We start from the raw sequence: 24,984 nt of genomic DNA on the forward strand, positions 1-24,984 counted from the left end.
TTACGACAGATCCGGGTCATCCCGGCCTGGAGATGCCGATCCGCTCGCGCACCAGCTGCAGCACAGTCTGCAGGACACTGTCGATCGCCACCCCGGTACTGTCCAGCTCAACCGCGTCTTTCGCGGGTGCCAGCGGGGAGGTCTCGCGGTTCATATCCCGGGCGTCCCGGGCGCGGATGTCCTCCAGCAGGTCGCGGAGGCTAACAGAAACCCCCTTCTCCCGCAACTGGGCCTCGCGGCGGCGGGCGCGCTCTTCCGCACTCGCGGTCAGAAAGACCTTGACCGGTGCGTCGGGGAAAACGGTCGTGCCCATGTCACGCCCATCAGCCACCAGCCCCGGGGCCTGCCGAAAGTCCCGCTGCCGCTGCAACAAAGCGGCCCGCACGCCGGGCATGGCCGCAACCTTGGAAGCGGCCATACTCACGCGCTCCATACGAATATCGTGACTCACATCCCGCCCCGCCAGCAATGCCGCCACTTCGCCGTCCCGCAGCTCAAAGCGGATATCGAGATTGGCAGCAATCTCGGTCAGAGTCGCCTCATCGGTCAGATCCGCACCCTGCTCCAACGCCGCCAATGCGGTCAGCCGGTAGAGAGCCCCGGAATCCAGCAAGGCAAAGTTCAGCCGGTCGGCCAGTAATCGGGCAATCGTCCCCTTACCGGAGCCGCTGGGGCCATCGATGGTAATCACCGGCGGCAACTCGCTCGTGTCACTCATAGTCAATATCACTGCCTCTATCCAATAACGCGTCGACCCGGGGCACCCCCATCACCGACTCATGCACCCTGCAGTCGCAACCCGGCCCGCCTTGCCAGCTCGGCAAACCCGGGGAAGGACGTCGCCACGTTGGCACAGTTCAGGATGCGAATGGTATCGCCTGCGCGCAGAGATGCCACTGCAAAAGACATGGCGATGCGATGATCGCCGAGGCTATCCACGGTACCACCACCAAATACGGCGCCCTCTCCGCCCCCCTGAATCACAATGCCATCGGGCGTTGGTTCCGCCCTGACACCCAGGATTTCCAGCCCGTCCGCCATCGCCTGGATGCGGTCGCTTTCCTTGACTCGCAGCTCTTCCGCCCCGGTCAACACCGTCTCGCCATCAGCACAGGCCGCCGCTACGAACAGGGCAGGAAACTCATCGATCGCCAGCGGCACCTGGTCTTCCGGGATACGAATCCCTTTCAGGGGCCGGTAGCGAACACGGATATCCGCTACCGGCTCGCCACCCACTTCACGGCGGTTGGCCAGCTCGATATCCGCACCCATCTGACGCAGGATGTTGATGGCCCCGTCCCGGGTTGGATTGATACCGACATGCTCGAGGAGCACGTCAGATCCCGGCGCAATAGCGGCCGCCACCATAAAGAAGGTGGCGGAAGAGATATCGGCGGGTACATCAATTTTTGTTGCAGTCAACTTGCCGCCACTGCGCAGACTCGCGCGGGCGCCATCACGCTGCACCTCATAACCGAACCCGGCCAGCATCCGCTCGGTGTGGTCCCGGGTGGGAGCCGGCTCCAGGGTACTGGTCTCACCCTCGGCATACAGCCCCGCCAGCAGCACACAGGACTTAACCTGCGCACTAGCCATCGGCAACTCATAGTCAATGCCCTTCAGCGGCTGGCCGCCCTTGACCAGCAATGGCGGCCGCCCTTCCGGGCCGGTCTCGATAACCGCTCCCATCTCACGCAGCGGTAGCGCCACCCGATTCATCGGCCGCTTGGTGAGCGACTCGTCGCCGGTCAGTGTTACATCGAAATCCTGACCGGCCAGCAGTCCCGCCAGCAGGCGCATGGAGGTTCCCGAGTTACCCACGTAGAGAGGTCCGGCAGGTGCCTGCAGCCCGTGCAGGCCGACACCGTGGATCACCACACGTCCATCGACAGGCCCTTCGATCACCACCCCCATATCGCGGAAAGCCTGCAAGGTGGCCAGGGCATCCTCCCCCTCAAGGAAGCCTTCCACCTCCGTCACCCCTTCGGCCAGGGAGCCGAGCATGATGGAACGATGGGACATGGACTTGTCTCCGGGAACCCGCAAGGTTCCACTGACAACACCCCCCGGTTGCGCGATAAAGGTCACTTCCTGAGCTTGCATGGTTTCTGTATACGCTTTTTTTGCCAACATTCTTGTAAAGTGATCCCGCGCCGCCTTGGCCCGGGTAAAGACACCCATCAGGTAATCGCTATCACCACGGTCGATCGCACCGCGAAGGGCATCGAGATTGCCACGGTAGAGGTCGATGGCGTCAAGGATGGCCGCCCGGTTTGCCACCATAATGTCCCGCCACATCACCGGATCACTGGAGGCAATCCGGGTAAAGTCCCGGAAACCGCCAGCGGCATAGCGAAAGATATTTTCGTTTTCCGCGTCGTGCGCCAGGGTATCAACCAGCCCGTAGGCAATGACGTGAGGCAGGTGACTGGTAGCCGCCAGCACCTCATCGTGCTCCCCCACCGGCATATTCAGCACCTCGGCACCCACGGCCTGCCACATGGCACGAATCCGACGCAGGGACTCCTCTGCCGTATTGTCCAGCGGAGTGAGGATTATCCGGTGAGCACGGTACAGATCCTCGCGGGCGGCGGTGACACCGCTCTTCTCCGAGCCGGCAATGGGGTGCCCTGGCACGAGGAACTCGGGCACCTTCCCCCACACAGAGCGCGCCGCCTCGATCACGCTGCCCTTGACACTTGCACCATCCGTCACCGTTACGCCGGCAGGCAGCCGTTCTTTCATCTCGGCAAACACGGCTTCAACGGCGAGGGTCGGCACCGCGACGAAGATCACGTCGCCGGACTCCAGCTGCGGCAGAATGTCTCCCAGATCAGTGACCGCGCGATCGCAGATGCCGAGCTCTACGGCCTGCTGACCGGTTCGCTCACGGCGGGCTACACCGATGACTTCACGGCAGGCACCTGCCGCCTTCAGTGCCAGCGCCAGACTGCCGCCAATCAGCCCCAGACCGACAACGACGAGCCGCCCAACCAATGGCTCAGTCACTCAGAGCACCCCCCGCGGGTAGGAACCCAGCACCTTCATATCTGAAGCGCAGGCACCGACCTCCTTGAGCGCCTCGGCAATATCCGGAGTATCCCGATGGCCGACGAAGTCGATAAAGAAGACATAGGTCCAATTGCCGGACTGCGAGGGGCGCGTCTCCACCCGGGTCAGATCAACGCTGTGGCGACGGAAGGGCTCCAGCAGATCATGCAGGGCACCCGGCTCGTTGCGCATGGAAACCATCAGTGAGGTCTTGTCGTCGCCGCTCGGCGGTACGGCCTGGGAGCCGATGATCAGGAAGCGGGTGGAATTATCGGGGCGGTCCTCGATTTTTTCCGCCAGCACCTTGAGGCCATACAGGTCCGCCGCCATGTCACCGGCAATCGCGGCCGCGTTCCACTCTCCTTTGACCCGCTTGGCTGCCTCGGCATTGCTTGCCACGGCCACCCGCTCGACATTTGGATAGTGGGAGTCGAGCCATTTGCGACACTGGGCCAGGCTCTGGGCATGGGAATAGATCCGGGTGATGGCGTCAGGCCGGGTGATCTCGGAGATCATCAGGTGATGGTGAATGCGCAGCTCCACCTCTCCGCAGATGAGGAGATTGGAGGTCAGAAAATTGTCGAGGGTGTGATTGATCACGCCCTCGGTGGAGTTCTCCACCGGTACCACACCGTAGTTGACCGCGCCGGCCTCCACCTCACGGAACACCTCGTCAATCGCCGCCAGCGGACGGCTATGGGCGGAATTGCCAAAATGCTTCAACGCAGCCTGCTGGGTGAAGGTGCCCTCAGGACCGAGGTAAGCCACTTTCACCGGCTCTTCCAGGGCGAGGCAGGCAGACATGATTTCGCGAAACAGCCTGGCCATTTCTTCATCGGTGAGCGGCCCCTGGTTTCGCTCCATTGCCCGCCGCAATACCTGCGCTTCACGCTCGGGACGATAGTAGAGCGCGTTTTGTCCATTCGCCTTTTTGACCTCGGCCACCTTAAGCGCACACTCGGCCCGCTCACTGATCAGCTGGGCGATCTCACCGTCGATCTGGTCAATACGATCCCTCAGCTGCGCCAATTGCTGATCGCTGTTTTCCTTTAGTTCAGACATCCTGCTGCCTTCTACTCCCGCTCGGATAACTATCAAAACGTGTAACGCTGTCGTCAGGCGACGCGCTTTTCAAAGTCCGCCATAAAGGCTACCAGGGCCTCCACCGCCTCCAGGGGTACGGCGTTGTAGAGAGACGCGCGCATGCCTCCAACAGAGCGATGCCCTTTCAGGTTGAGCAGCCCGGTCTCCTCAGCTTCGTTCAGGAAGCGGGCGTCGAGCTGCTCATCGGCAAGCACAAACGGCACATTCATGCGCGAGCGACTGGCCGGATCTACCGGGCTCGAGAAGAAGTCACTGCGGTCGAGGAACTCATACAGCAGACCGGACTTCTTCAGGCTCTGCTCATACATCGCCTCCACGCCACCCTGCGCCTTGAGCCACTGAAACACCAGCCCGGATAAATACCAGGCAAAGGTCGGCGGCGTGTTGTCCATGGAGCCCGCTTCAGCAGCGATCTTCCAGTTCAGGCTGCGCGGGATATCCGACATCGCACGATCCAGAAGGTCTTCGCGGACGATCACCACCGCGATGCCGGATGGACCAATGTTCTTCTGAGCGCCGGCATAGATCATGCCGAATTTCTCTATCGGGATTGCCTTCGAGAGAATATTCGAAGACATATCTGCAACCAGCGGCGCCTTCACCTCCGGAACGTAATTAAACTCCACGCCACCGATGGTCTCGTTCGGCGTGTAGTGGAAATAGGCAGACCTGTCGCTTTCCTGCCAGGCATCTGCAGCGGGCGCATAAGAAAAATTGCGGTCCTCGCTGGAGGCGACGACATTCACCTCGCCGTAGCGACTCGCCTCCTTGATGGCCTTGCCGGCCCACTGTCCCGTATGAATGTAGTCGGCCCGCTTAACACCGCCGCCAAACAGGTTCCAGGGGATAGCACTGAACTGCCCGGTAGCACCGCCCTGAACAAACAGCACTTTGTAGTGCGCGGGTATCGACAGCAGGTCACGAAAATCCTGCTCGGCCCGCTCGGCCACCTCAGTGAACTCCGGGGAGCGGTGACTGACCTCCATCACCGAGCATCCGCGACCACCCCAGTCCAGCAGCTCCTGCTGCGCCTGCAGAAGCACCGGCTCGGGGAGAGCGGCTGGACCCGCACAGAAATTAAACTTACGCATAAACAAGTTCCACAAACAGAAAGATACTTGCCCGGGCACTGGTCAAATTCAGTGGCCTTTGCAGTGATCGAAGGAAGTCGAGATAAAACGACGCACAACCGGGCGATCCCCAAAAGGTCTGTCACACTGCCAGGCAATTTTTAATGCGGCAGAGTCAAAAAAGGCCGCGAATCTTCGCAGCCTTTTCTGTCTTTAGGATGATGGGCTCACTCGCCGGCGCCCTCTTCCTCATCCTCGTCGTCACTCTCCTGGATCCGCGCCAGCCCGACGAGATTCTCGCCCTCCTTGAGCCGGATTACGCGAACGCCCTGAGTGTTGCGTCCGAGAACAGAAACCTCGTCCACCCGTGTGCGCACCAGAGTGCCCTGGTCACTGATCAGCATGATCTCCTCACCCGGATGCACCTGACAGGCACCGACCAGCTCACCGTTACGTTCGCTCTCCGCGATGGCGATCACGCCCTGAGTACCGCGCCCCTTGGTGGGGAAGTCTGCCGTAGTGGTGCGCTTACCATAACCGTTCTCAGTCACCATCATCACCGAGCCACCCTCTTCCGGGATGACCATCGCGATGACATACACGCCATCAGCCATGCGGATACCGCGCACACCGCGGGATACGCGACCCATGGAACGGACATTTTCCTCGGCAAAACGCGCGGCCTTACCGGCGCTGGTCAGCAACAGAACATCGCGGCTGCCATCGGTAATGGCTGTGGCAACCAGACGATCGCCCTCTTCCAGCTCGATTGCGCGCAGACCGACAGAACGCGGGCGCGCGAAAGCCGTGAGCGGAGTCTTCTTGACGGTGCCGTTAGCGGTGGCAAAGAAGATGAAGTGGTCCTCATCATACTCCGACACCGGCATCAGGCTGCTGATACGCTCATCTTCTTCAAGCGGCAGCATGTTGACCATCGGACGACCGCGAGAGGCCCGGCCGGCGGTCGGCACTTCATAAACCTTGAGCCAGTACACCTTACCCTTGTTGGAGAAACACAGGATGGTGTCGTGTGAATTTGCGATCAGCAGGTGTTCGACAAAGTCTTCATCTTTCACCTGGGTGGCAGATTTACCCATACCCCCGCGACGCTGGGCCTGGTAATCGGCCAGGGGCTGGCTTTTCGCATAACCGCCATGGGAAATGGTTACCACCTTGTCTTCCGGGGTAATCAGGTCCTCAACGGTCAGATCCTGGCGAGAGGCCACGATCTCGGTACGGCGCTCATCGCCAAATTCTTTACTGAGCACTTCCAGCTCTTCACGGATCACCTCCATCAGGCGCTCAAAGCTGCCCAGGATATGGAGGTACTCGGCAATCTGCTCCAGACGCTCCTTGTACTCGCCCAGCAGCTTGTCGTGCTCCATGCCGGTGAGGCGGTGCAGACGCAGTTCCAGGATCGCCTGAGCCTGTGCCGGGGAGAGATAGTAGGAGCCATCATCGCGCATGCCGAATTCTTCCGGCAGGTCGTCCGGACGGCAGGCATCGGCTCCGGCCCGCTCGAGGAACTGCTGTACCTCGCCGACTGCCCAGCCCTTGGAGAGCAGGGCCTCACGGGCATCCGCTGGGGTGGCCGAAGCCTTGATCAGCTCGATCACCGGATCGATATTGGCGATGGCAATCGCCAGGCCCTCAAGGATATGACCGCGCTCTCGGGCCTTGCGCAGCAGGTAGACCGTACGGCGCGTCACAACCTCCTGGCGATGACGGATAAAGTGCTCAAGCAGCTCCTTGAGGTTGAGCACCTTGGGCTGGCCGTCGACCAGCGCCACCATATTGATACCGAACACGCTTTCCAGCTGGGTCTGGGAATAGAGGTTGTTCAGGACCACATCACCCAGCTCGCCACGCTTGAGCTCGATCACCACGCGCAGGCCGTCCTTGTCGGACTCGTCGCGCAGCTCGGAGATACCCTCGATCTTCTTCTCTTTGACCAGCTCGGCAATGCGCTCGATCAGGCGGGCCTTGTTCAGCTGGAAGGGAATCTCGTGAATGATGATGACGTCGCGCTTCGACTTTTCATCATGAATCACCTCAGCACGGGCGCGCACATAGATACGTCCGCGACCGGTGCGATAGGCCATCAGGATACCGGCGCGGCCATTGATGATGGCGCCGGTGGGGAAGTCTGGTCCCGGAACGTGCTCCATCAGCTCATCGACGCTGAGCTCAGGGTTCTCGATTAGCGCCAGGCAGGCATTGATCACCTCGCCCATGTTATGGGGCGGAATATTGGTCGCCATACCCACGGCGATACCGGAAGAGCCATTAACCAGCAGGTTCGGCACCCGCGATGGCAGAACTTCCGGCATCTGCTCGGAGCCGTCGTAGTTGTCGATGAAGTTGACGGTTTCCTTGTCGAGATCGGACAGCAGCTCGTGGGCCAGCTTGTCCATGCGGATCTCGGTGTAACGCATCGCCGCGGGGCTGTCGCCGTCGATGGAACCGAAGTTGCCCTGCCCGTCCACCAGGGTGTAGCGCATGGAAAAGGGCTGGGCCATACGCACGATGGTGTCGTAAACCGCAGAATCACCATGCGGGTGGTACTTACCGATCACGTCACCGACCACACGGGCCGATTTCTTGTACGGCTTGTTCCAGTCGTTCTTCAGCTCGTTCATGGCGAAGAGCACACGCCGGTGTACCGGCTTCAAGCCGTCCCGCACATCGGGCAGGGCCCGCCCGACGATTACGCTCATGGCGTAATCCAGGTACGACTGCTTCAGCTCTTCTTCGATATTGATCGGAGAGATTTCTTTGGCTAACTCGGCCATATTTTCCGGCATTCCTTGAGAATCGTTATTACCGCCGCGTCGAACCCCGCTATCGCCTGACAGCCCGTCAGCGGCCATTAAATACCGCCTGCTCAGGCCCTGGACACTGGTGTCCGCTGCCAGCGGACCTCCGGGATTCAATCAAGCGCGCAATGTTACCATACTTGGCGCCGGGGAGGACGCCCGCCGGTCGACTTGTTACCGCAGCGGCCCGCCGCTAAAGTCTACCGCCCGTCCAAGATCACCGAGCAACCCATGGCCGCAGACGAACAAGCTTCTCACGTCGACACACTGATTCACGCCCGCTGGATCATCCCTGTCGTTCCCGGCGGAAAAGTGTATGAAAATTGCGCAATCGCAGTCCGTGACGGCAAGATCCTCGCCATCCATCCCTCAGCAGAGGCGGAGAAACGTTATCGGGCCGATCAGGTCGTCCACCTCGACCGACACGCGCTGATTCCGGGGCTGATCAATACCCACACCCACGCAGCCATGACCCTGCTGCGGGGCTATGCAGACGACAAACCCCTGATGGAGTGGCTGCAGGAGCATATCTGGCCGGCCGAGCAGAAATGGGTAGCGTCGGGCTTTGTCGCCGACGGGACCCGGCTCGCCGTGGCAGAGATGCTTCGCTCGGGAACAACGACATTCTCCGACCAGTATTTCTTCCCCGAGGACACCGCCCAGGTCGCTCGCGAAACCGGCATACGGGCACAGATAGCCTTCCCCGTGATTGACGCCCCCACTCCCTGGAGCCGCAACGGCGAGGACGCCCTGCAGAAAGGGTTGTCACTGCGGGATGACTACCGGGCCCACGACCGCCTCGATGTCGTCTTCGCGCCTCACGCTCCCTATACGGTGGGAGATGAGACTCTGGAGAAAATCGCAGTCTATGCCGCCGAGGCTCAGATCCCGGTGCAGATGCATTTGCATGAAACTGCCACTGAGGTTCAACGGGCCTTAAAGGAAGGGGGCGAACGACCGATCGAACGACTAAACAGGCTGGGGCTGCTCTCACCCCAGACCCTGTGCGTACACATGACGTCGGTAGAACCCAGTGACATTGAGCTTTTACGGGAGAGCGGTGCCCACGTAGCCCACTGCCCGCGCTCCAATCTCAAACTCGCCTCCGGTTTCTGCCCGGCAAGCGAGCTACTGGAAGCAGGTATCAATGTTGCGCTCGGCACCGACGGTGCCGCCAGCAATAACGGGCTCGACCTTTTTGCAGAAGCCAACACGGCGGCCCTGCTGGCCAAGGCCGTCAGCGGACGTGCCGATGCCCTGCCCGCCCGGCAGGTGCTTGCCATGGCCACCATCAATGGCGCTCGCGCCCTGGGACTGGAGGACAAGATTGGCAGCCTGGAGTCGGGCAAGTCTGCAGACCTGACGGCTGTCGACCTGGGTGGACTCGAGCAGCAACCCCTGCACGATCCGATTTCCCAACTGATTTATACCGCCAGCGCGCACAATGTCAGCGACGTCTGGGTCGCCGGCCGGCAGCTGCTGGCCGAGCGCAGGCTCACCACCCTCAATGAGACAGAGCTGGTGCAACGGGCTCAGGACTGGCGTGCTAGAATCGCCGGCTTGTCGATCTAGGGTCTCTTTCCAGAGGAAGGAGGGTCGCCTGATCGAGCCGAGGCTCGGTGTCTTCGCACTTGAGCTTCAGGAAGCCAAGGAAACAATCCATATCGGGGGACAACGACGGATATCCCATGACCAATGTAGATCCGGCAGAAATCGCCAAATTTGAACAGCTGGCCAGCCGCTGGTGGGATCGCCAGGGCGAGTTCAAACCCCTGCACGATATCAATCCACTGCGCGCCAACTATATTGACCGGCACGCCCCGGTAGTGGGCAAGAGGGTGCTGGATGTTGGCTGTGGTGGGGGCATTCTCACTGAAGCCATGGCGCAGAGAGGCGCAGACGTTACCGGTATCGACCTGGGCGAGGCGCCCCTGAATGTGGCCAGGCTCCATGCGCTGGAGAGCGAGCTGCAGATCAATTACCGACAGGTTTCCGTGGAAGAGCTGGCAGAAGAGCAGCCGGCCAGCTTTGACACGGTCACCTGCCTGGAGATGCTGGAGCATGTCCCCGATCCGGCCTCGGTTATCCGCGCCTGTGCCACTCTGGTAAAGCCCGGCGGAAACCTGTTCTTCTCCACCATCAACCGCACCGCCAAAGGATGGCTGTTTGCAGTCGTGGGAGCCGAATATGTCCTGCGCCTGCTGCCGAAGGGCACCCACGAATACAGCAAATTTATCCGCCCCTCGGAGATGGGCGCCTGGATCCGGGCGGCGGGCCTGGAGACAAGGGACATCACCGGAATGACCTACAATCCGCTCACGCGCACCTACAAACTGGATCCCAGGGATGTGGACGTGAACTACCTGGTGCACGCAACCAGGGCGCCCTGATCCAACGGAAGTAGCATGAAAGCAGTTTTATTTGATCTCGACGGCACGCTGTTCGATACCGCGCCCGACTTTATTGTGGTGCTGAACCAGTTGCGCCATCAGGAACAGTTACCGCCGCTCCCCGGGGAGGCGATCCGCGCCGTGGTGTCCAACGGCGCCAGGGCCATGGTCAGACTGGCCTTTGGCCGCGACGAGGGAGACCCGGGTTTTGACTCACTGCGACAGCGGTTTCTGGACCTCTACCTGGCGCACCTGGCCGAGCACACGGTGCCGTTCCCGGGTATCGAAGATCTGCTGAAAAAATTGGCCAACCACGATATCGCCTGGGGAGTCGTCACCAACAAACCCGCAGCCTATACGATCCCGCTCATGCGGGCGTTTTCCCATTTCCCCGAGCCAGGCGCCATTATCTGCCCGGACGATGTGGAGAATCGCAAGCCCCATCCGGAGCCAATCTATCTCGCCTGCTCTCGAATTGGCTGCAAACCGGAGCAGGCGGTCTATGTCGGCGACCACGAGCGCGATATCGAGGCCGGCAAGGCCGCAGGCATGCCGACCATCGCCTGTAGCTACGGCTATATCGATGCCGGAGACAGCGCCGCCAACTGGAATGCAGATCATCTGGTGGATAGTGCGGACCAGATCTGGCCCCTGCTCATGGAGCACTACATGACGAACAGCAACCGCTGACAGCATCCCAGATAGAAAAACAACGCATCCAGCGCACGAAAAGCCGACCAACGCAACAAAAGGATTCCCATGTCTGAGACCATCGGCAACTACACCCCTGCTCCAGACCTTCTCAAGAACAAGATCATCCTGGTGACTGGCGCCGGCGACGGCATTGGCCGGGCCGCGGCCAAGACTTTTGCCGCCCACGGGGCTACCGTGATTCTGCTGGGGCGGACGACTGCAAAGCTGGAAGCCGTATATGACGAGATCGAAGAAGCCGGCGGCCCCCAGCCGGCGATATTCCCCATGGATCTCAACGAGGCAAAGATCGAAAATTTCGAGCACTTTGCCGAAGCCGTGGACCAGGAATTCGGTCGGCTCGACGGCATCCTGCACAGTGCAGGAGTCCTCGGCCAGCGCACTCCCATCCTGAATTACCACTACGCGACCTGGGAACAGGTGATGCGGGTCAACGTCAACGCCGCCTTCGGCCTGACCAAGACACTGCTGCCGCTGCTGGAGAAGTCTGAGGCGGCCTCGGTGGTGTTTACCGGCTCCAGCGTCGGCCTCAAGGGCCGCGCCTTCTGGGGCGCTTACGCGGTTTCGAAGTTTGCCACCGAAGGCCTGATGCAGGTGCTGGCAGACGAGTTGGACGGCGTCTCCAACATTCGCGTTAACAGCCTCAACCCGGGTGCAACACGCACCAATATGCGCGCTGCGGCGTACCCCGCCGAGGACCCCAGAACGGTGACTCGGCCTGAGGACATCATGCCCACCTACCTTTACCTGATGGGAGATGACAGTCGCGGAGTCAGCGGCAAACAGTTCAACGCGCAGGGCTAAGCGCCCTGCCCCATCACGGCTCGCGAATCTCCGTGCGCCACGGCGGGTTGAGGCGGTCCTCTCCCGCCCAGTAGAGCTTCACTTTGTTGCCGCTGGGGTCGAATAGCACCGCCTCCCGCCAGCGCCAGCGCATATCCTGTGGCAGCTGGGCAAATTCCAGACCGCGCTGCTGCAGCGCCTCTACCAGCTCATCCAGTTTCTCGTGCTCAAAATAGATCACAGCACCGTTGCGATATTCCTCCTCACTGAGTTGCAATGAGAAAGTCGCACCTCCCTCTGTACATTCGAAGCGAGCATAGTGGGGTGTATCGACAATCTGGACAAAGCCCAGCCTACGGTAAAAAGCCGCCGCTTCTTCCATGTCGCGGACTGGAAGGGTTACCTGGTTCAGGTTCACAAAAAACTCCTGCTGCCTATCGACAGGCCGGCCAGCGTACAGGCAAAAAAATACCCGGGCACTGCCCGGGTATCGAGATCATCAATGGAGTGTTCACTCCTCGCTGTGATCGATCGCCTCCTCGGCTTCGTCGGCGACCTCTTCGGCCACTTCTTCAGCTTCGTCAGCCACGGTGTCCATGGCCTCTTCGGCGGAGTCCATGACCTCATCAGCCGCCTCTTCAGCGGTTTCCATCATGTGCTCCGGCGCATCGGCGAAAACGTCACCCTCAGAAGGTGCAATACCGGCATCCTTGGCTGCGACTACCGCTTCTTCACCCGTTTCCTCCACCGCGGCACCGGCCTCTTCAACGGCGGACTGGACCTCGCTGGCAATCTCAGCCTCAGCGCCTGCAGGCTCCATGTTCTGGTAGTAGAGATATCCACCGACTGCGGCGATCACGATTGCGGGAATAATGATTTTCTTCATTTTCCACCCCCTGAAAGTGTGAATTTATGGTTATAAGAGTCCAGTATTGTTCCACGGTGATGGGGGGCAAAAACGTGAATACCCGCACGTTTTCATTTGTCCGCAGCGGGGCTCTGAGGCAAAATTATGTGAAATCCACCTGACCAACTGTCAATATGAGAACACCTCTCTTTCTTGCACTTCTTTTGCTGGCATCCAGTGTCAGCGCGGACTCCTTCACCAAACAGATGCGCGGTTGTGCATCCATCGAGTCGGATCAAGAGCGTCTCGCCTGCTATGACGCATTGAGCCAGAGCCTGGACGAGCGGGCAGAGCAGATCTTCGGCCACGAGCAGAAACGGATCGTGGAAGAAGCACCGGAGAAAATCACCGCCCAGATAACGGAAGTCCAGGAAGGCGCTTACGACAAGGCGATTATCACCCTCGACAACGGGCAGATCTGGCGCCAGAACGACAGCGGCCGCGTTTCCTGGAAGAGCGGGGACAAAATCGTCGTGGAACGCGGCCTGTTCGGCTCTTTCTTCATGAAACCTGCCGAAGGCGGTCGCAAGATCCGCGTGAAACGCGAGCGCTGAAGCAACTTACTGTTAACAGAACTCCCTCACTAAGCTGCATAGCGAGCAAAACCCGCTCCCACCCTTAGTGAGGTTCTCGATATGGTATTCAGCCAGCCTTCTTCGAAAGGCATCCCGCGAACTCGCTACGGGCTGACCCTGGCCCTCGCTCTGATCGTAGCCCTGCTTGCCTGCCCTCTGGCGGCGCAGCAGGTGCTCCCCCTCTCCGCCTCTTCCGATATCCACTGGCGCGTGTACCGCAGCGGCCCTATGGCACACCTGGGACATAGCCATGTGATCCGCGCAACTGGCATTCGCGGAACCGTGACTCTGTACGAATCCCCGCGACCCTCAGAATTTGCGCTCGAGATCCCCGTGCAGCGGCTGGAGGTCGATCCACCGGCACTGCGCCAGCGCTACGGCGCCGAGTTCTCGTCGGAACTGAGCGCCAAAGATATCGCTGGCACCCGCGCCAACATGCTGGGGCAGCGTCAGCTGCAAGCCTCTCGCTTCCCGGTCATCCGCCTGTCCGGCAAGGCCAACCTGCCGGACACCCGGGAGCCGCAGCGGGTGCTCATTGCAACACAACTGCAACTGCGCGGCCTGACCATACCACTGACCCTGCCCGCGCTAGTCACTGTGAAGGGAAACAGTGTTCGCGCCAGCGGCAGCTTCACCCTGTCCCACCAGCAGCTGGGGCTGGAGCCATTCAGCGCCGCGCTCGGAGCCCTGCGGGTAGATCAGCGTATCGACTTTACTTTCGATATCCGCACAAAGTGACCACAGCAGCCTGAAAGTTTCCCCCCTGCCAGAACACAACATTCATCAACAGGAAAGCGCTGTCAAAACACCATAAACAGTTTACTTATTGAACTTCCAAGTCACCTTTAGCACGGCGCGAATTTCTACCCTCACCTATAGTCAAAAAGAAAGAGGCGCCAAGCGCAGCAGCTGTGCTGTTGTGCATGGCGATGGTGTACTCAACAGAAGGTGTATTCAGTTGTCCCGAGAAAATATGTACTCAAGGGATGAAGCATGGCTGAAGGACACAGACGAACTGGTTTCCGGTAGTCAGCCCGAAAAGGCAATGGCAAGTAGTGAACCGGAAACTGAACAGGTAAAACAGCAGGCCGAACCGTCCGGGGAATCCGGCAGTACGCCGATGCAGAGCTATCTCAAGCATCTGTACCGGCTCGACCTGCTCACTCCAGAGGAGGAACACACGACCACCTGCCTGTTGCGGGAGCTGGAAGACAAGATCATTGCACTGCTGCAAAAGCGCGGTGTGGAACTGGTCGACCTGCGCAGTGAAGGTGTAGAACAGCGAGGCAGCACCGGGGCCTACGACCACGGCCTGATCATCGCCAAGGCGGAGACACTGATGGAGAAAGGGAAAATCTCCCAGCGTGACCGCACCGCTCTGCGCAGCCTCCTGCGCCGCTTTCAGGAGCAGCGCAAGAAGCTTATTCAATGCAACCTCCGCCTCGTGATCGCGATCGCCAAACGGTTTCGCAATCCCGCGGTGCCATTTATTGATCTGATTCAGGAGGGCAATGTCGGCCTGATGAAGGCCATCGAGCGCTTCAAACCACAGATGGGATACCGCTTTTCCACTTATGCCTATTGGTGGATCCAGCAGGAAATCCAGCTGGCGCTGCGCCGCAATGACGACATCGTGCGACAACCGGCAAACGTTCAGGATGACCTGCGAGCGATTTATCGCGCGATCAGTGAACTTCGGTCCCGTGGCTCCGCCGCCTCCGACGAACACATCGCGACGCAGGCAGGCCTCGATCTGGAACGGGTACAGAGTCTGCTCAAGTTGCCCGGTCCCACCGGATCTCTCGACGATCCGGTAGCCGAGGACCAGAGCAGTACCAAACTGGATTACGCGCCAGCCGATGAGATCTACAACACGGATGAACTGGTCACCAACCAGGAGCTCGCCGAGCGCTTGCGTGAAGCTGTGGAACGTTTGCCCCCGCGCCAGCGTACCGTGCTCAATCTGCGCTACGGATTGATCTCAGACAGGGACTGCTCCTTCCGCGTCATTGGCGAACAGCTGGGGCTCAGTCAGGAGCGTGCCCGTCAGCTGCACTCGGATGCCATCCGGCAACTGCGGCGACAGTGGCGCTAACCCCGCTACCATAAACCGTTCCGCCGTCGGCACTTGCCAAGCGGTTGCAAGCAGCTAGGCTGTTATCTGCTTATTCTCAACAAACAGATAACAGCCTGGTCTGCCCGCCATGCGATTTTTCCCCAGCTTGCTATTTTGCATTTTGATGACAGCAAACCATGCCAGTGCCGAGCAGGAAGTAATTTTCAGCGCAGGCAAAGGGCTGGGCGATGCGCTGATCCAGCGAGATTCCATTTCCAGTGCGGAAATGGCCGGCATCAACTACGCGATCAATTTCGCTGAATTTCCTCTCACTACAGGACTCTGGCAATGGTGGGCTCAGGGCAGCTATTCCCACTTGCGCCTGAATTACCGCGGTGAGCGCCAGGAACAGAACGTGTTTGAACTGAAACCAGTTTTACGCTGGTATCCACGCCCACGTGCAGAAGGTTTTTTCGGAGAGGCCGGTGTCGGTGCAGCCTACCTGAGTGAAAAGAATTTCGGCGATATCGAACTCACCACCCATGGCAACTTTGCCCTGCACTTCGGCGCTGGTTATCGCCTTCAGGGCGGTTCAGTTGCGTCAGTGCGATACAGCCATTTCTCCAATGCCTATACCAACACACCAAATCCGGGTTTTGATTTCGCCTCGCTGAACTGGCATTTCAATTTCTGAACTCGCACGCGTCACCAAATAGTCATATTTCCATAAAACCTTTGTCATCGGTCACTGGCAACAATGTGTCCATAAAAAAGCGTGCCAAGGCGGCTACGCAATATACCGGCCCTGTCTAGCTCTCCGCGAGCCGACAAGCGCCGGACACGGAACTGACCAATGATCAAAAGAATTTGCCACCTGATCGCCAGCCGCGAGTTCGACGGTCTGGCTCGCCACGTGGCGGTATTGTCAGGCTGGCAAGCGCGCAACACAGAAGCTGAGATCGCTGTCATTGCTCACCCCCGTTACCGGGAGAGCCTCGATTCTTCCGTGCGATTTCTGGCACTCAACACCGATCGTGACCGCCACCATCCCAACCTGATCTGGCGCCTGGCCAGCCACCTCAGAGGTGGCGAATTCCAGATCGCGCATGGCCACGGCAGCAAGTCCGCCCAATTGCTCGCAGCGGTCAAGAAATACTCCGATGCACGCCAGGTCATCACCCGACACAATTTGCGTCACCCACGCGACAAGCTGTCCAGCGCTTTCGATGCCCGGATCGCCATCAGTCACTCCGTAGTCGCGAATTCCCGACTCGACTGGCATATCATTCCCAACGGTGCAGAGTCCGATGCCAACGCCTTGGCGATCCGCGAAAGACAAAACCTAGCTCACCCCCATCTGCTTTTTTCAAGCCGGCTGGTGAAGCTCTGCGGCCTCGACCACCTTCTGCTGGCACTCTCACGGCTCCCAGGGGTGAAGCTGACCGTCGTCGGTGATGGGCCCGAGAGTGACACCATGAAATCATTGAGTGAGGATCTGAATCTCACTGATCGCGTCCGCTTCATGGGTGACCAGGCCTCACTGACGGAGTGGCTTTCTAGCGTGGACCTGCTGATTGTGACCAGTTGTGCCGGCCCCCCCCCATTCGACTGGATCGAGGCACTCCTGCACCGCTGCCCGGTCATCACGCCCAATACCGGCGACGCTGATCGTTACCTCCCGGCGGACTACCTACTCGAGAATATTCATCCACTCTATCTGGAGCAGAAACTGCGCCATGCCCTCAACAATCGCCAGTCATTGCCTGCCCAGTTCCATGACAGTTTCCGGCGAGCGGCCACCGAGCTCACCCTGAACTCCATGGGGCAGGCCACCTGGCATGTCTATATGCAGTTATTTGACGGGATTACCGAGGGCCACGCGACCTCTGCCTCCCCGTGAGGGAAAGCCCGGTGCTGCAGATCACGCCCACAGGGCTGAGGAGTGGCGAGGGGAAGAAACGCGGGGAACTATCGACAGCCTCAGGGGGAGACGGGCTCGGAGAGCACTTCCGAAGTGCCCGATTTCACTATTGCTGCCGGCGAAAGCACCAGCATGCCACTGCCGCGCTCGCAGCCGGACGCAGGTCAGGCCCGAGCATAGAGGGCCAGCACACGCGCCGACATATCCTCGAGACTGAGACCATCCGAGACGACCTGGACGGGACGCTTGAGAACTTCCATGCTCGCCTCAAGCAAGGCCTCCGTGTCGCCGGCGTCTACGAGCCCCTGGGGGAAGCACTGTTGCAGCAACTCCGTGAGTCCCCCGAGGCGGTAGGCAATCACCGGGCAACCCATTGCCAGCGCCTCGGCGGCAACGCGACCGTATGCAAGTGGCCGCTCACCCAGGCAGAAAGTAATGCGGGCACTGGCATAGAGTTCGCGCATATCCCGGCGTGGCCCCATAAAGAGCACCTTATCACTCAAGCCGAGGTCCAGCGCCAGCCGCTCGAGTTTGCGCGCATACTTGACGTCACCCGGCGGCACCTCCCCCACGATCAATCCAAACACGTCGTCACGCTGCTGGCCCAGCATCGATAACAGCTGAAGAAACTCCCGGTGCCCATTACCGGGGCTCAGCGCCGCAGGCATCAACAGCCAGTTTCTCCCCTCCAGCTGGGGGAAGTCATTCAACAAGCGCTGGTGCCAATACCCCGACACCGGCGCAGAGCGATCAAACTCGCGGGTATTTACACCACCGGGCACGATCTCTGGGGCAGAGGCCAGTTTCCTGCTGAATTGTTTGCGCAGCCTTTCCCCTGCAAAGCCGGAAACCGCCATAACCTGTTGGCCCGCAGCCATGATGCTGTTAAAAAAACCACCCCCATACAGGCGGTGTACCGAAGTGACGAACCGGGGGCGTTGTCCCTCGGGAATACCGCGGACTGCGAGCCAGAGCAACCATCCGGGGAGCGGTGCGCGGGCGTGCACCACATCCACCTCAAGTTCCCGGATCAGCCTGCGCAGCCGCCGCACAAGCCTGAGAGACCACAGGGAGCGACGATCCAGTGGTATTTCAATGTGACGCGAGCCCCGTAACACCAGGCGATCCATCAATTCGCCACCTGCTGAGACTACGATCGACTCGTGTCCAAGGCGCACAAGTTCCTGGCCCAGATCGAGGGTGGCGCGCCCTTCCGGCGACTTATCGATTTGCGGCACCGCCTGTAATACCCGCATGATACTGATCAACCTTTGTACTTATTTTTTCCAAGATATCCCGCAGGCGATATTTTGCGCCATTCAGCAAATCCTGCCGAGTCATGCACCACATTTTTCACAAATGCTCCAGGTAAAACACCCCTCCCACTCGCTGAGACCGGCAGTGGAGCACTAAGATAATGGCCTGAAGGCAATAACAGAGATCAGACAGGAGACATACCATGCCCCCTCATATTGCCGACCGAGGTATGCACGCTCGATCGCTGCTGACAGCATTCGGACTGCTACTGCTTTTGCTGTTTTCCAACGCATCCCGGGCTGCCGGAGACCAGGGGTTGTTCTGGGTGGCAGAAAAAGGGGATCAGCAGGTCTACCTGCTTGGCTCCATTCACCTGGCGACTCCAGATTTTTACCCCCTGCACAGCAGGATTCTCGAGGCTTTTGAAAGCAGCGATGCGCTGGCGGTGGAGGCAGATATTTTGCAGGCTGAGCGGGATCCGGCGCTGCAACAGCAAATTATGCGGGAGTCACTTTACACCGGCGGCAGAAGCCTGCGAGAAGACCTGTCCCCGGAGACCTACCGGCGGCTGCAGCAGTGGCTCTCCAGCCGGCAATTACCTGAGGCCATGTTCATGCGCCAGCGCCCTGCCATCGCGATGATCACGCTCAGCATGATGGAAATGCAGGCCCGTGGACTCGATCCCAAGTTCGGCATTGATCGCCACTTTCTCCAAAGAGCTCACCGCCAGGGCAACAAGAAAGTGCTCGAACTGGAAGGCGTGCTGGAGCAGCTGGCGCTGCTCAACAATCTCGAAAACCCCGACCTGCTACTGCGTCAGACCCTCGAACAGCTGCAGGATATCGACAAGTTGGTTCCAGAGATGATTTCAGCATGGAAAAGCGGAGATCCCGAGGCCATGCATCGCCTGGTGATCGCCGATGAACTGCGGGAAAACCCCGAATTTGCCTCGCTGTATGAGGTCATGTTTTTTAAACGCAACCGTAATATGGCAGCGGGGATATCCGCGGCCAGTGAGAACCACGACACGCTATTTGTCATCGTCGGCGCAGGCCACCTGGTTGGCGAAAAAAGCATTTTGAAAGAGCTGGAAAAGCGCCAATTTAGGGTTAGCGCACTCTAGCCATTGCTAGACTCTGGATGTCCGCGTCATGCGGGCCCGCCAAAAACAGACGGTACATGGAGGTACCCGTGAACACTGCCCTGCCGATCAGCTTACTTCTCGGCGCCACCCTGAGCATTTCCGCTTGGGCAGACGAGGCAAAAACCAAAGGAGGCCTGGAGATTGTCTCTGACGATGGCAATTTCTCTGCGGAGCTTGGTGGCCGCATTCACTTTGATACCTACCTTTTCGATCCCGACATCGAGGATCCTGTCAGCACCACCGAATTCCGGCGCGCGCGAATCACCCTGCAAGGCGAGGCCTACACGTTTCAGTACAAACTGGAACAGGACTTCGCCGCCGGCAATACCTTGTCCGGGTACCGGGAAGTGTGGATTGGACACGACTTCTACGGGGGCACCATCCGAGTCGGCCAGTTCAAACCATTCCGGGCCATGGAGGAGTTGACCAGCTCCAACGAGATCCTGATGCTGGAACGCCCCTTTACCACCGCCACGGGTATTTTTGATGGTCGGCAATTCCAGCAGGGCATTGGCTGGAACAACCATTGGGCCTGCTACACCGCCGGAGTCATGGCCTTCAACTTACGCAACGCCGGCACACCCAGAAATGAAGGTGTCGGCGCGGCGGGCCGGTTTACCTGGGCACCGATCAATGAGGAGCTCAGCACCGTTCACCTGGGCTTCTCCTACAGCTATGAAAATGCGAACCGAAACTCGCTAGCACTGGAGGCGGATGCTGACTATGCCGGCCGACGCGGCCCCAGCCAGTTGATTGCCCTTACCCCGGGAGACCGGGTGTTCTTTTTTGGTAACGTTGATGATGAGGAGTTCTTCCAGGGGCGCCAGGGTGGCTCGGTCGATATTGCAGGGCTAGAGCTGGCCGGCACCTGGGGACCGTTCTACGCGCAGATGGAATATGCGTATGGAAACTATGATGGCGATTATTTCCTTTCTGAACTGTTTTTTGAGGAGTTGTTCGACGCTCCCCCAACTTTTGAGTGCGACCCGGACTTCGGCTGCTATATCGGTGACCAGGACGTGCACGCCTGGTACCTTCAGGGCAGCTGGCTGATCACCGGTGAGCACAAGCCCTACAACAGCAAAAAAGGCGTATTCAAGTCGGCCAAACCCACGAGCCCATGGGGCGCCTGGGAACTCACGGCACGCTACGAAGCCATCCAGAACGATGAAATCTCCGAGCTGGATGCCGACAGCTGGATTGTCGGCATCAATTACTACCACAACCCCAAAGTCCGCTTCATGCTCAACCTGCGCTTCGGCGATGACGACTTCACCGGCGACGGCACAGACCAGCTGGGCATTCGTGCACAGATGAGCTGGTGATTTTTTCAGTCTTACCGCGGACATAAAAAACGGGGCCGAGGCCCCGTTTTTTGTCACCAATTGCTGACCGAATCAGCCAACCTGCTGCGCAGTAGTCGGGTCGAAGACCTCCACCGTGCCGACAGTGGCACCGGCCCCACCGCGCGGGTTCTCAAACCGCTCCAGCGCCGCATCCCGGAGCGCACGCGCCTTCACCAGATTCTCGTCCTTGACCGGGCCGTAGCCACGAATCAGGTCCGGGTAACTGAGCAGCTCGATGGCCGCGGCGTGATTCTCCGCATTAAGGGCACCAGTCACGCGGTCGACCAGCGCCTCATATTCACTGATCAGCTCTCGCTCCATCTTACGCTCCGCGGTATAACCGAACAGATCCAGTGGAGTGCCGCGCAGGAACTTCAGTTTCGCCAGCACACGGAATGCCTTGAACATCCAACCGCCGAACTTCATCTTGCGCGGCCGCCCCAGTGCTTTGTCATAGCGCGCCAGCAGTGGCGGGGCCAGGTTGAACTCCAGGGTGTAATCGCCGGCAAAGTTCTCTTTCAGCTCCTCGATAAAGCGGCCATCGGTATACAGACGGGCCACTTCGTACTCATCCTTGTAGGCCAAGAGCTTGGCATAGTTTTGCGCTACCACCTCGGCCAGAGCCTCACTACCCGGCACCTTCATAATCTCTGCGGATTTCACCCGGTCTACCACGGTGCGGTAACGGGCAGCCAGAGCATCGTTCTGGTAACCACTCAGGTGGGCAGAGCGATGGGCGACAATCGCCTCCAGTCCTTCAGGGAGGCGCTTCTCCGTCTTTTCGGCTGACAACAACTGGTCCAGGGCTGGCCGGTTGCCCGCTGCGAGACGACCCGCTGCGAAGCCCTGCAGGTTGGCCTCGACTGCCACCCCATTCAGTTCGATGGCCTGCAGCAGGGATGCCTGATCCAGCGGAATCAGCCCCTTCTGCCAGGCAAATCCGAGCATAAAGATGTTGGCGGCGAGTGTATCGCCAAGCGCCGCGCTGGTCAGGCGGTGCCCCTCCACGGTATCCATTTCACTGACAGCATCACGGATAGTATCCAGCACCGCCTGCGGCGAGTGAGTATCCTCTCGGCCGAGAACCGACGCTGCCGTGGGACTCAGATGGGTATTCACCACTGCGCGGCTGTGGGTCTCATCCAGCTTGGCCAGACAGGCCGGCAGGTTGCCCGCGGCAATCAGGTCGCAGGCCAACAGCGCATCCGCGCGACCGTCGGAGATCCGCACTGCCTTCAGGTCCTCCGGGCGTTCACCAAAGCGAACATGGGAGTAAACTGCACCACCCTTCTGGGCCAGACCGGTCTGATCCAGGGTGCTGCTCGCCTTACCCTCGATATGGGCAGCCATGGCCAGTAGTGCACCGATCGTGACTACCCCGGTACCGCCAACGCCGGTCACCAGCAGGTTAAAGGGCTGCTCCAGTCCGGGCAGCTGCGGTCGATCCAGCTTTTCCGCCTCGGTGCGCAGCACATCGCCCACACCGGCACGCTTGTTCAGGCGTCCACCTTTGACGGTGACGAACGATGGGCAGAAGCCGTTGACACAGGACATGTCCTGGTTACAGGAGGTCTGGTTGATCCTGCGCTTGTCGCCAAGCGCCGTCTCCACCTTTTCTACCGCGATACAGCTCGATTGCTGCACGCAGTCACCACAGCCCTCACAGACCCGCTCGTTGATAAACGGGCGTCCCTCGGCCTTGGGCAGCAGGCCCCGCTTGCGCTTACGGCGCAGCTCGGTGGCGCAGGTCTGGTCGTAGATAATGACGGTACAACCCGGCACCTCGCGCAATTCCTCCATCACCCGGGGCATCTCGTCCCGATGGCGGATATCCACCTCGCCGGGGAACTTCAACGCGCCGTGGTACTTGTCCTTGTTGTCCATGACCAGCACCACTTTCTGCACGCCCTCGGCGAGCACCTGGCGACAGATCATGTCCGGATGCAACTCACCGTCATGCGGCTGGCCGCCGGTCATGGCGACGGCGTCATTGAAGAGAATCTTGTAGGTGATATTCACCTTCGCGGCGATGGACGCGCGAATGGCAAGAATGCCCGAATGGAAATAGGTTCCGTCACCGAGGTTCACGAAGACATGCTTCTCACTGGTGAATGGCGCCTGCCCTACCCAGTTCACACCCTCGCCCCCCATCTGGGTGAAGGTATAGGTCTCGCGATCCAGCCACTGGGCCATGTAGTGGCAGCCAATGCCCGCCAGAGCGCGGCTGCCTTCCGGCACCTTGGTGGAACGGTTATGGGGGCAGCCGGCGCAGAACATTGGCAGCCGGGATACGCTGGAGCCAGCCTGCCTAGAAATACGCTCTGCCAGGGCATTCAGTCGCATCAGGCGGTGGCCTGCGCGCTCGTCGAGCTTATCGCCCAGCAGTTTGCCCAGTACCTGCGCCACTACTGCCGGCGATAACTCGCCATACATTGGCATCAGCGGACGGTCGTTTTCATCGACCTTACCGATGATGCGGGGGAAATTGGGGTCCTTCAGATGAACGTTGTACAGCTCTTCTTTGAGCTGTACCTCCATCAGACTCCGTTTCTCTTCAAGAACCAGCAGGTAATCCAGGCCGCGGGCAAACTCCTGAATGCCGGGCACATCCAGCGGATAGGTCATGCCCACCTTGAGGATACGGATGCCCAGCTCGCGCGCCTGCTGCTCGTCGATGGCCATGTCTTCCAGGGCCTGCATCAGATCCAGGTGCGCCTTGCCGGTGCTGACGATTCCCAGCGTCGCTTCCGGGTTATCCAACATCACTCTATTCAGGTGGTTTGCGCGCGCGAACGCCAGCGCTGCCGGCCGCTTATAGCGCCACAGACGCGCTTCCTGCTCCAGCGGATTATCCTGCTTGCGGATATTGAGCCCGCCTTCGGGGCGCTCTACTTCGGGATAGGAAAACTGTACGCGGTCAGGATCCACCTCCACGGTGCACGCGCTGTCCATGTTCTCGGCCAGCGTGATCATCGCCACCCAGCAGCCACTGAAGCGGGACAGCTCCAGCCCGTAGTGGCCATAGTCGAGGACCTCCTGCACCGTGGCAGGATTCAGTACCGGAATGTGCATGTCGACGAAAGCGAATTCGGACTGACCGGGATAGGAAGAAGACTTACAGCCGTGATCATCACCGGCGATGATCAGGGCACCGCCTTTCGGCGAGGATCCGGCTGCATTGGCGTGGCGGAAAGCATCACCGGAGCGATCGACACCCGGGGTCTTGCCATACCAAATACCACAGACGCCATCGACCTCAGCACCGTCAAACAGGCCCACCTGCTGGGAGCCCCAGACAGCAGTCGCCGCCAGCTCCTCATTGACGCCAGGCTGAAAGCGAATATTGAATTCATCCAGGTGTTTTTTCGCGCGGGTGAGCTGCTGGTCGTATCCGCCAAGAGGCGAACCACGATAACCGGAAATAAAGGTGGCGGTGTTCAGGCCTCGGGCCCTATCCATCCGCATCTGATCCATAGGCAGGCGCACCAGTGCCTGGATACCTGAAAGGAGTACCTGACCCTTGAGGGTGGTGTAACGGTCGTCCAGAGAGACCTGCTTCCTGCGCGGTGACTCTACCTGCTGCGCGTTGCGCACTTCTTCACTCATATCACTACTTCCGGTTATGTCCCTAGTTCGATGGATCTCGGACTATTGATCGTTATTCTTCCGGCTTACCTGCCACGCCCGGGGAGCTGTCTGCGCCCTCGCTGGCGCGACTCTCTTGCCCCCGCCGGTCGCTGAAAGCGATAATCTTCGCCTTCACCCGCGACGGGCTGGTCAGTTCATACTAGATGCTTAAGGGCAATAGAGCATTGCTTTATTTACGCTTTAGCGCGTAAAATTATGACAGTCA

20 protein-coding genes are annotated in these 24,984 nt (G+C 59.6%); 11 read left to right on the plus strand and 9 right to left on the minus strand.

What is annotated here, in order from left to right:
- Nucleotides 1–16: 16 nt before the first annotated feature.
- The 5 genes from cmk to gyrA all read right to left on the minus strand — a co-directional run bounded on the left by cmk (nt 17) and on the right by gyrA (nt 8,017).
- Nucleotides 17–718: a (d)CMP kinase gene (cmk, locus tag AUP74_RS14800; protein ID WP_069948220.1), complete on the minus strand. Its 702-nt coding sequence runs from the start codon at nt 716–718 to the stop codon at nt 17–19.
- 59 nt (nt 719–777) lie between these two features.
- Nucleotides 778–3,009 (minus strand): bifunctional prephenate dehydrogenase/3-phosphoshikimate 1-carboxyvinyltransferase, encoded by a 2,232-nt coding sequence (locus AUP74_RS14805; protein WP_069948221.1) that lies wholly within the window; start codon nt 3,007–3,009, stop codon nt 778–780.
- Nucleotides 3,010–4,113: a prephenate dehydratase gene (gene pheA / locus AUP74_RS14810; RefSeq protein ID WP_069948222.1), complete on the minus strand. Its 1,104-nt coding sequence runs from the start codon at nt 4,111–4,113 to the stop codon at nt 3,010–3,012.
- Nucleotides 4,114–4,166: 53 nt separating this feature from the next.
- Nucleotides 4,167–5,246, minus strand: coding sequence for a 3-phosphoserine/phosphohydroxythreonine transaminase (gene serC / locus AUP74_RS14815; RefSeq protein ID WP_069948223.1), 1,080 nt, complete (start codon nt 5,244–5,246; stop codon nt 4,167–4,169).
- A gap of 206 nt (nt 5,247–5,452) precedes the next feature.
- Nucleotides 5,453–8,017, minus strand: a complete 2,565-nt coding sequence (gyrA, locus tag AUP74_RS14820; RefSeq protein ID WP_069948941.1) for a DNA gyrase subunit A — start codon at nt 8,015–8,017, stop codon at nt 5,453–5,455.
- A gap of 255 nt (nt 8,018–8,272) precedes the next feature.
- Here gyrA and AUP74_RS14825 point away from each other — a divergent pair, with 255 nt between their 5' ends.
- The 4 genes from AUP74_RS14825 (at nt 8,273) to AUP74_RS14840 (ending at nt 11,946) form a co-directional block, all read left to right on the plus strand.
- A complete protein-coding gene (locus AUP74_RS14825) occupies nt 8,273–9,613 on the plus strand; it encodes a TRZ/ATZ family hydrolase (protein WP_069948224.1) in 1,341 nt (446 codons plus the stop codon).
- A 116-nt stretch (nt 9,614–9,729) separates the two neighbouring features.
- Nucleotides 9,730–10,431, plus strand: a complete 702-nt coding sequence (gene ubiG / locus AUP74_RS14830) for a bifunctional 2-polyprenyl-6-hydroxyphenol methylase/3-demethylubiquinol 3-O-methyltransferase UbiG (RefSeq protein ID WP_069948225.1) — start codon at nt 9,730–9,732, stop codon at nt 10,429–10,431.
- Between the two features lie 15 nt (nt 10,432–10,446).
- Entirely contained in the window at nt 10,447–11,121 is a 675-nt protein-coding gene (locus AUP74_RS14835) for an HAD family hydrolase (RefSeq protein WP_069948226.1), read from the plus strand.
- 69 nt (nt 11,122–11,190) lie between these two features.
- Nucleotides 11,191–11,946 carry a YciK family oxidoreductase gene (locus AUP74_RS14840; RefSeq protein ID WP_069948227.1) on the plus strand — a complete coding sequence of 252 codons (756 nt, stop codon included), beginning with the start codon at nt 11,191–11,193 and terminating at the stop codon, nt 11,944–11,946.
- A gap of 13 nt (nt 11,947–11,959) precedes the next feature.
- On the opposite strand, the gene AUP74_RS14845 is transcribed toward AUP74_RS14840, so the two are convergent.
- Both AUP74_RS14845 and AUP74_RS17340 read right to left on the minus strand, forming a co-directional pair.
- Complete coding sequence (locus AUP74_RS14845) at nt 11,960–12,343, minus strand: VOC family protein (protein WP_069948228.1); 384 nt, start codon at nt 12,341–12,343, stop codon at nt 11,960–11,962.
- Between the two features lie 93 nt (nt 12,344–12,436).
- On the minus strand, nt 12,437–12,811 hold the full coding sequence (locus AUP74_RS17340; RefSeq protein WP_069948229.1) for a hypothetical protein: 375 nt from the start codon (nt 12,809–12,811) through the stop codon (nt 12,437–12,439).
- Nucleotides 12,812–12,966: 155 nt separating this feature from the next.
- On the opposite strand from AUP74_RS17340, the gene AUP74_RS14855 reads away from it, so the two are divergent.
- The 5 genes from AUP74_RS14855 (at nt 12,967) to AUP74_RS14875 (ending at nt 17,363) form a co-directional block, all read left to right on the plus strand.
- Nucleotides 12,967–13,386, plus strand: coding sequence for a hypothetical protein (locus AUP74_RS14855; RefSeq protein ID WP_145924415.1), 420 nt, complete (start codon nt 12,967–12,969; stop codon nt 13,384–13,386).
- Between the two features lie 81 nt (nt 13,387–13,467).
- Nucleotides 13,468–14,145: a YceI family protein gene (locus AUP74_RS14860; RefSeq protein WP_069948231.1), complete on the plus strand. Its 678-nt coding sequence runs from the start codon at nt 13,468–13,470 to the stop codon at nt 14,143–14,145.
- 235 nt (nt 14,146–14,380) lie between these two features.
- Nucleotides 14,381–15,502 (plus strand): sigma-70 family RNA polymerase sigma factor, encoded by a 1,122-nt coding sequence (locus AUP74_RS14865; RefSeq protein ID WP_145924416.1) that lies wholly within the window; start codon nt 14,381–14,383, stop codon nt 15,500–15,502.
- Nucleotides 15,503–15,647: 145 nt separating this feature from the next.
- On the plus strand, nt 15,648–16,157 hold the full coding sequence (locus AUP74_RS14870) for an acyloxyacyl hydrolase (protein ID WP_226999814.1): 510 nt from the start codon (nt 15,648–15,650) through the stop codon (nt 16,155–16,157).
- 159 nt (nt 16,158–16,316) lie between these two features.
- Complete coding sequence (locus tag AUP74_RS14875) at nt 16,317–17,363, plus strand: glycosyltransferase family 4 protein (protein ID WP_069948234.1); 1,047 nt, start codon at nt 16,317–16,319, stop codon at nt 17,361–17,363.
- Between the two features lie 185 nt (nt 17,364–17,548).
- Here AUP74_RS14875 and AUP74_RS14880 read toward each other — a convergent pair whose 3' ends face one another.
- A complete protein-coding gene (locus AUP74_RS14880) occupies nt 17,549–18,652 on the minus strand; it encodes a glycosyltransferase (RefSeq protein ID WP_083261026.1) in 1,104 nt (367 codons plus the stop codon).
- Between the two features lie 191 nt (nt 18,653–18,843).
- Between AUP74_RS14880 and AUP74_RS14885 the strand changes: the two genes are divergently transcribed.
- Together AUP74_RS14885 and AUP74_RS14890 are read left to right on the plus strand one after the other, a co-directional pair.
- Nucleotides 18,844–19,764: a TraB/GumN family protein gene (locus AUP74_RS14885; protein ID WP_145924417.1), complete on the plus strand. Its 921-nt coding sequence runs from the start codon at nt 18,844–18,846 to the stop codon at nt 19,762–19,764.
- Between the two features lie 68 nt (nt 19,765–19,832).
- The gene (locus tag AUP74_RS14890) at nt 19,833–21,110 is read left to right on the plus strand and encodes an OprO/OprP family phosphate-selective porin (protein WP_226999815.1); all 1,278 of its coding nucleotides are present in this window, start codon (nt 19,833–19,835) and stop codon (nt 21,108–21,110) included.
- Between the two features lie 72 nt (nt 21,111–21,182).
- Here the strand turns inward: AUP74_RS14890 and AUP74_RS14895 are convergent, their stop codons facing one another.
- Nucleotides 21,183–24,737: an indolepyruvate ferredoxin oxidoreductase family protein gene (locus AUP74_RS14895; protein ID WP_069948237.1), complete on the minus strand. Its 3,555-nt coding sequence runs from the start codon at nt 24,735–24,737 to the stop codon at nt 21,183–21,185.
- Nucleotides 24,738–24,984 lie beyond the last annotated feature (247 nt).

Origin of the sequence: Microbulbifer aggregans, from assembly GCF_001750105.1 — a bacterium.
Lineage (GTDB): Bacteria > Pseudomonadota > Gammaproteobacteria > Pseudomonadales > Cellvibrionaceae > Microbulbifer > Microbulbifer aggregans.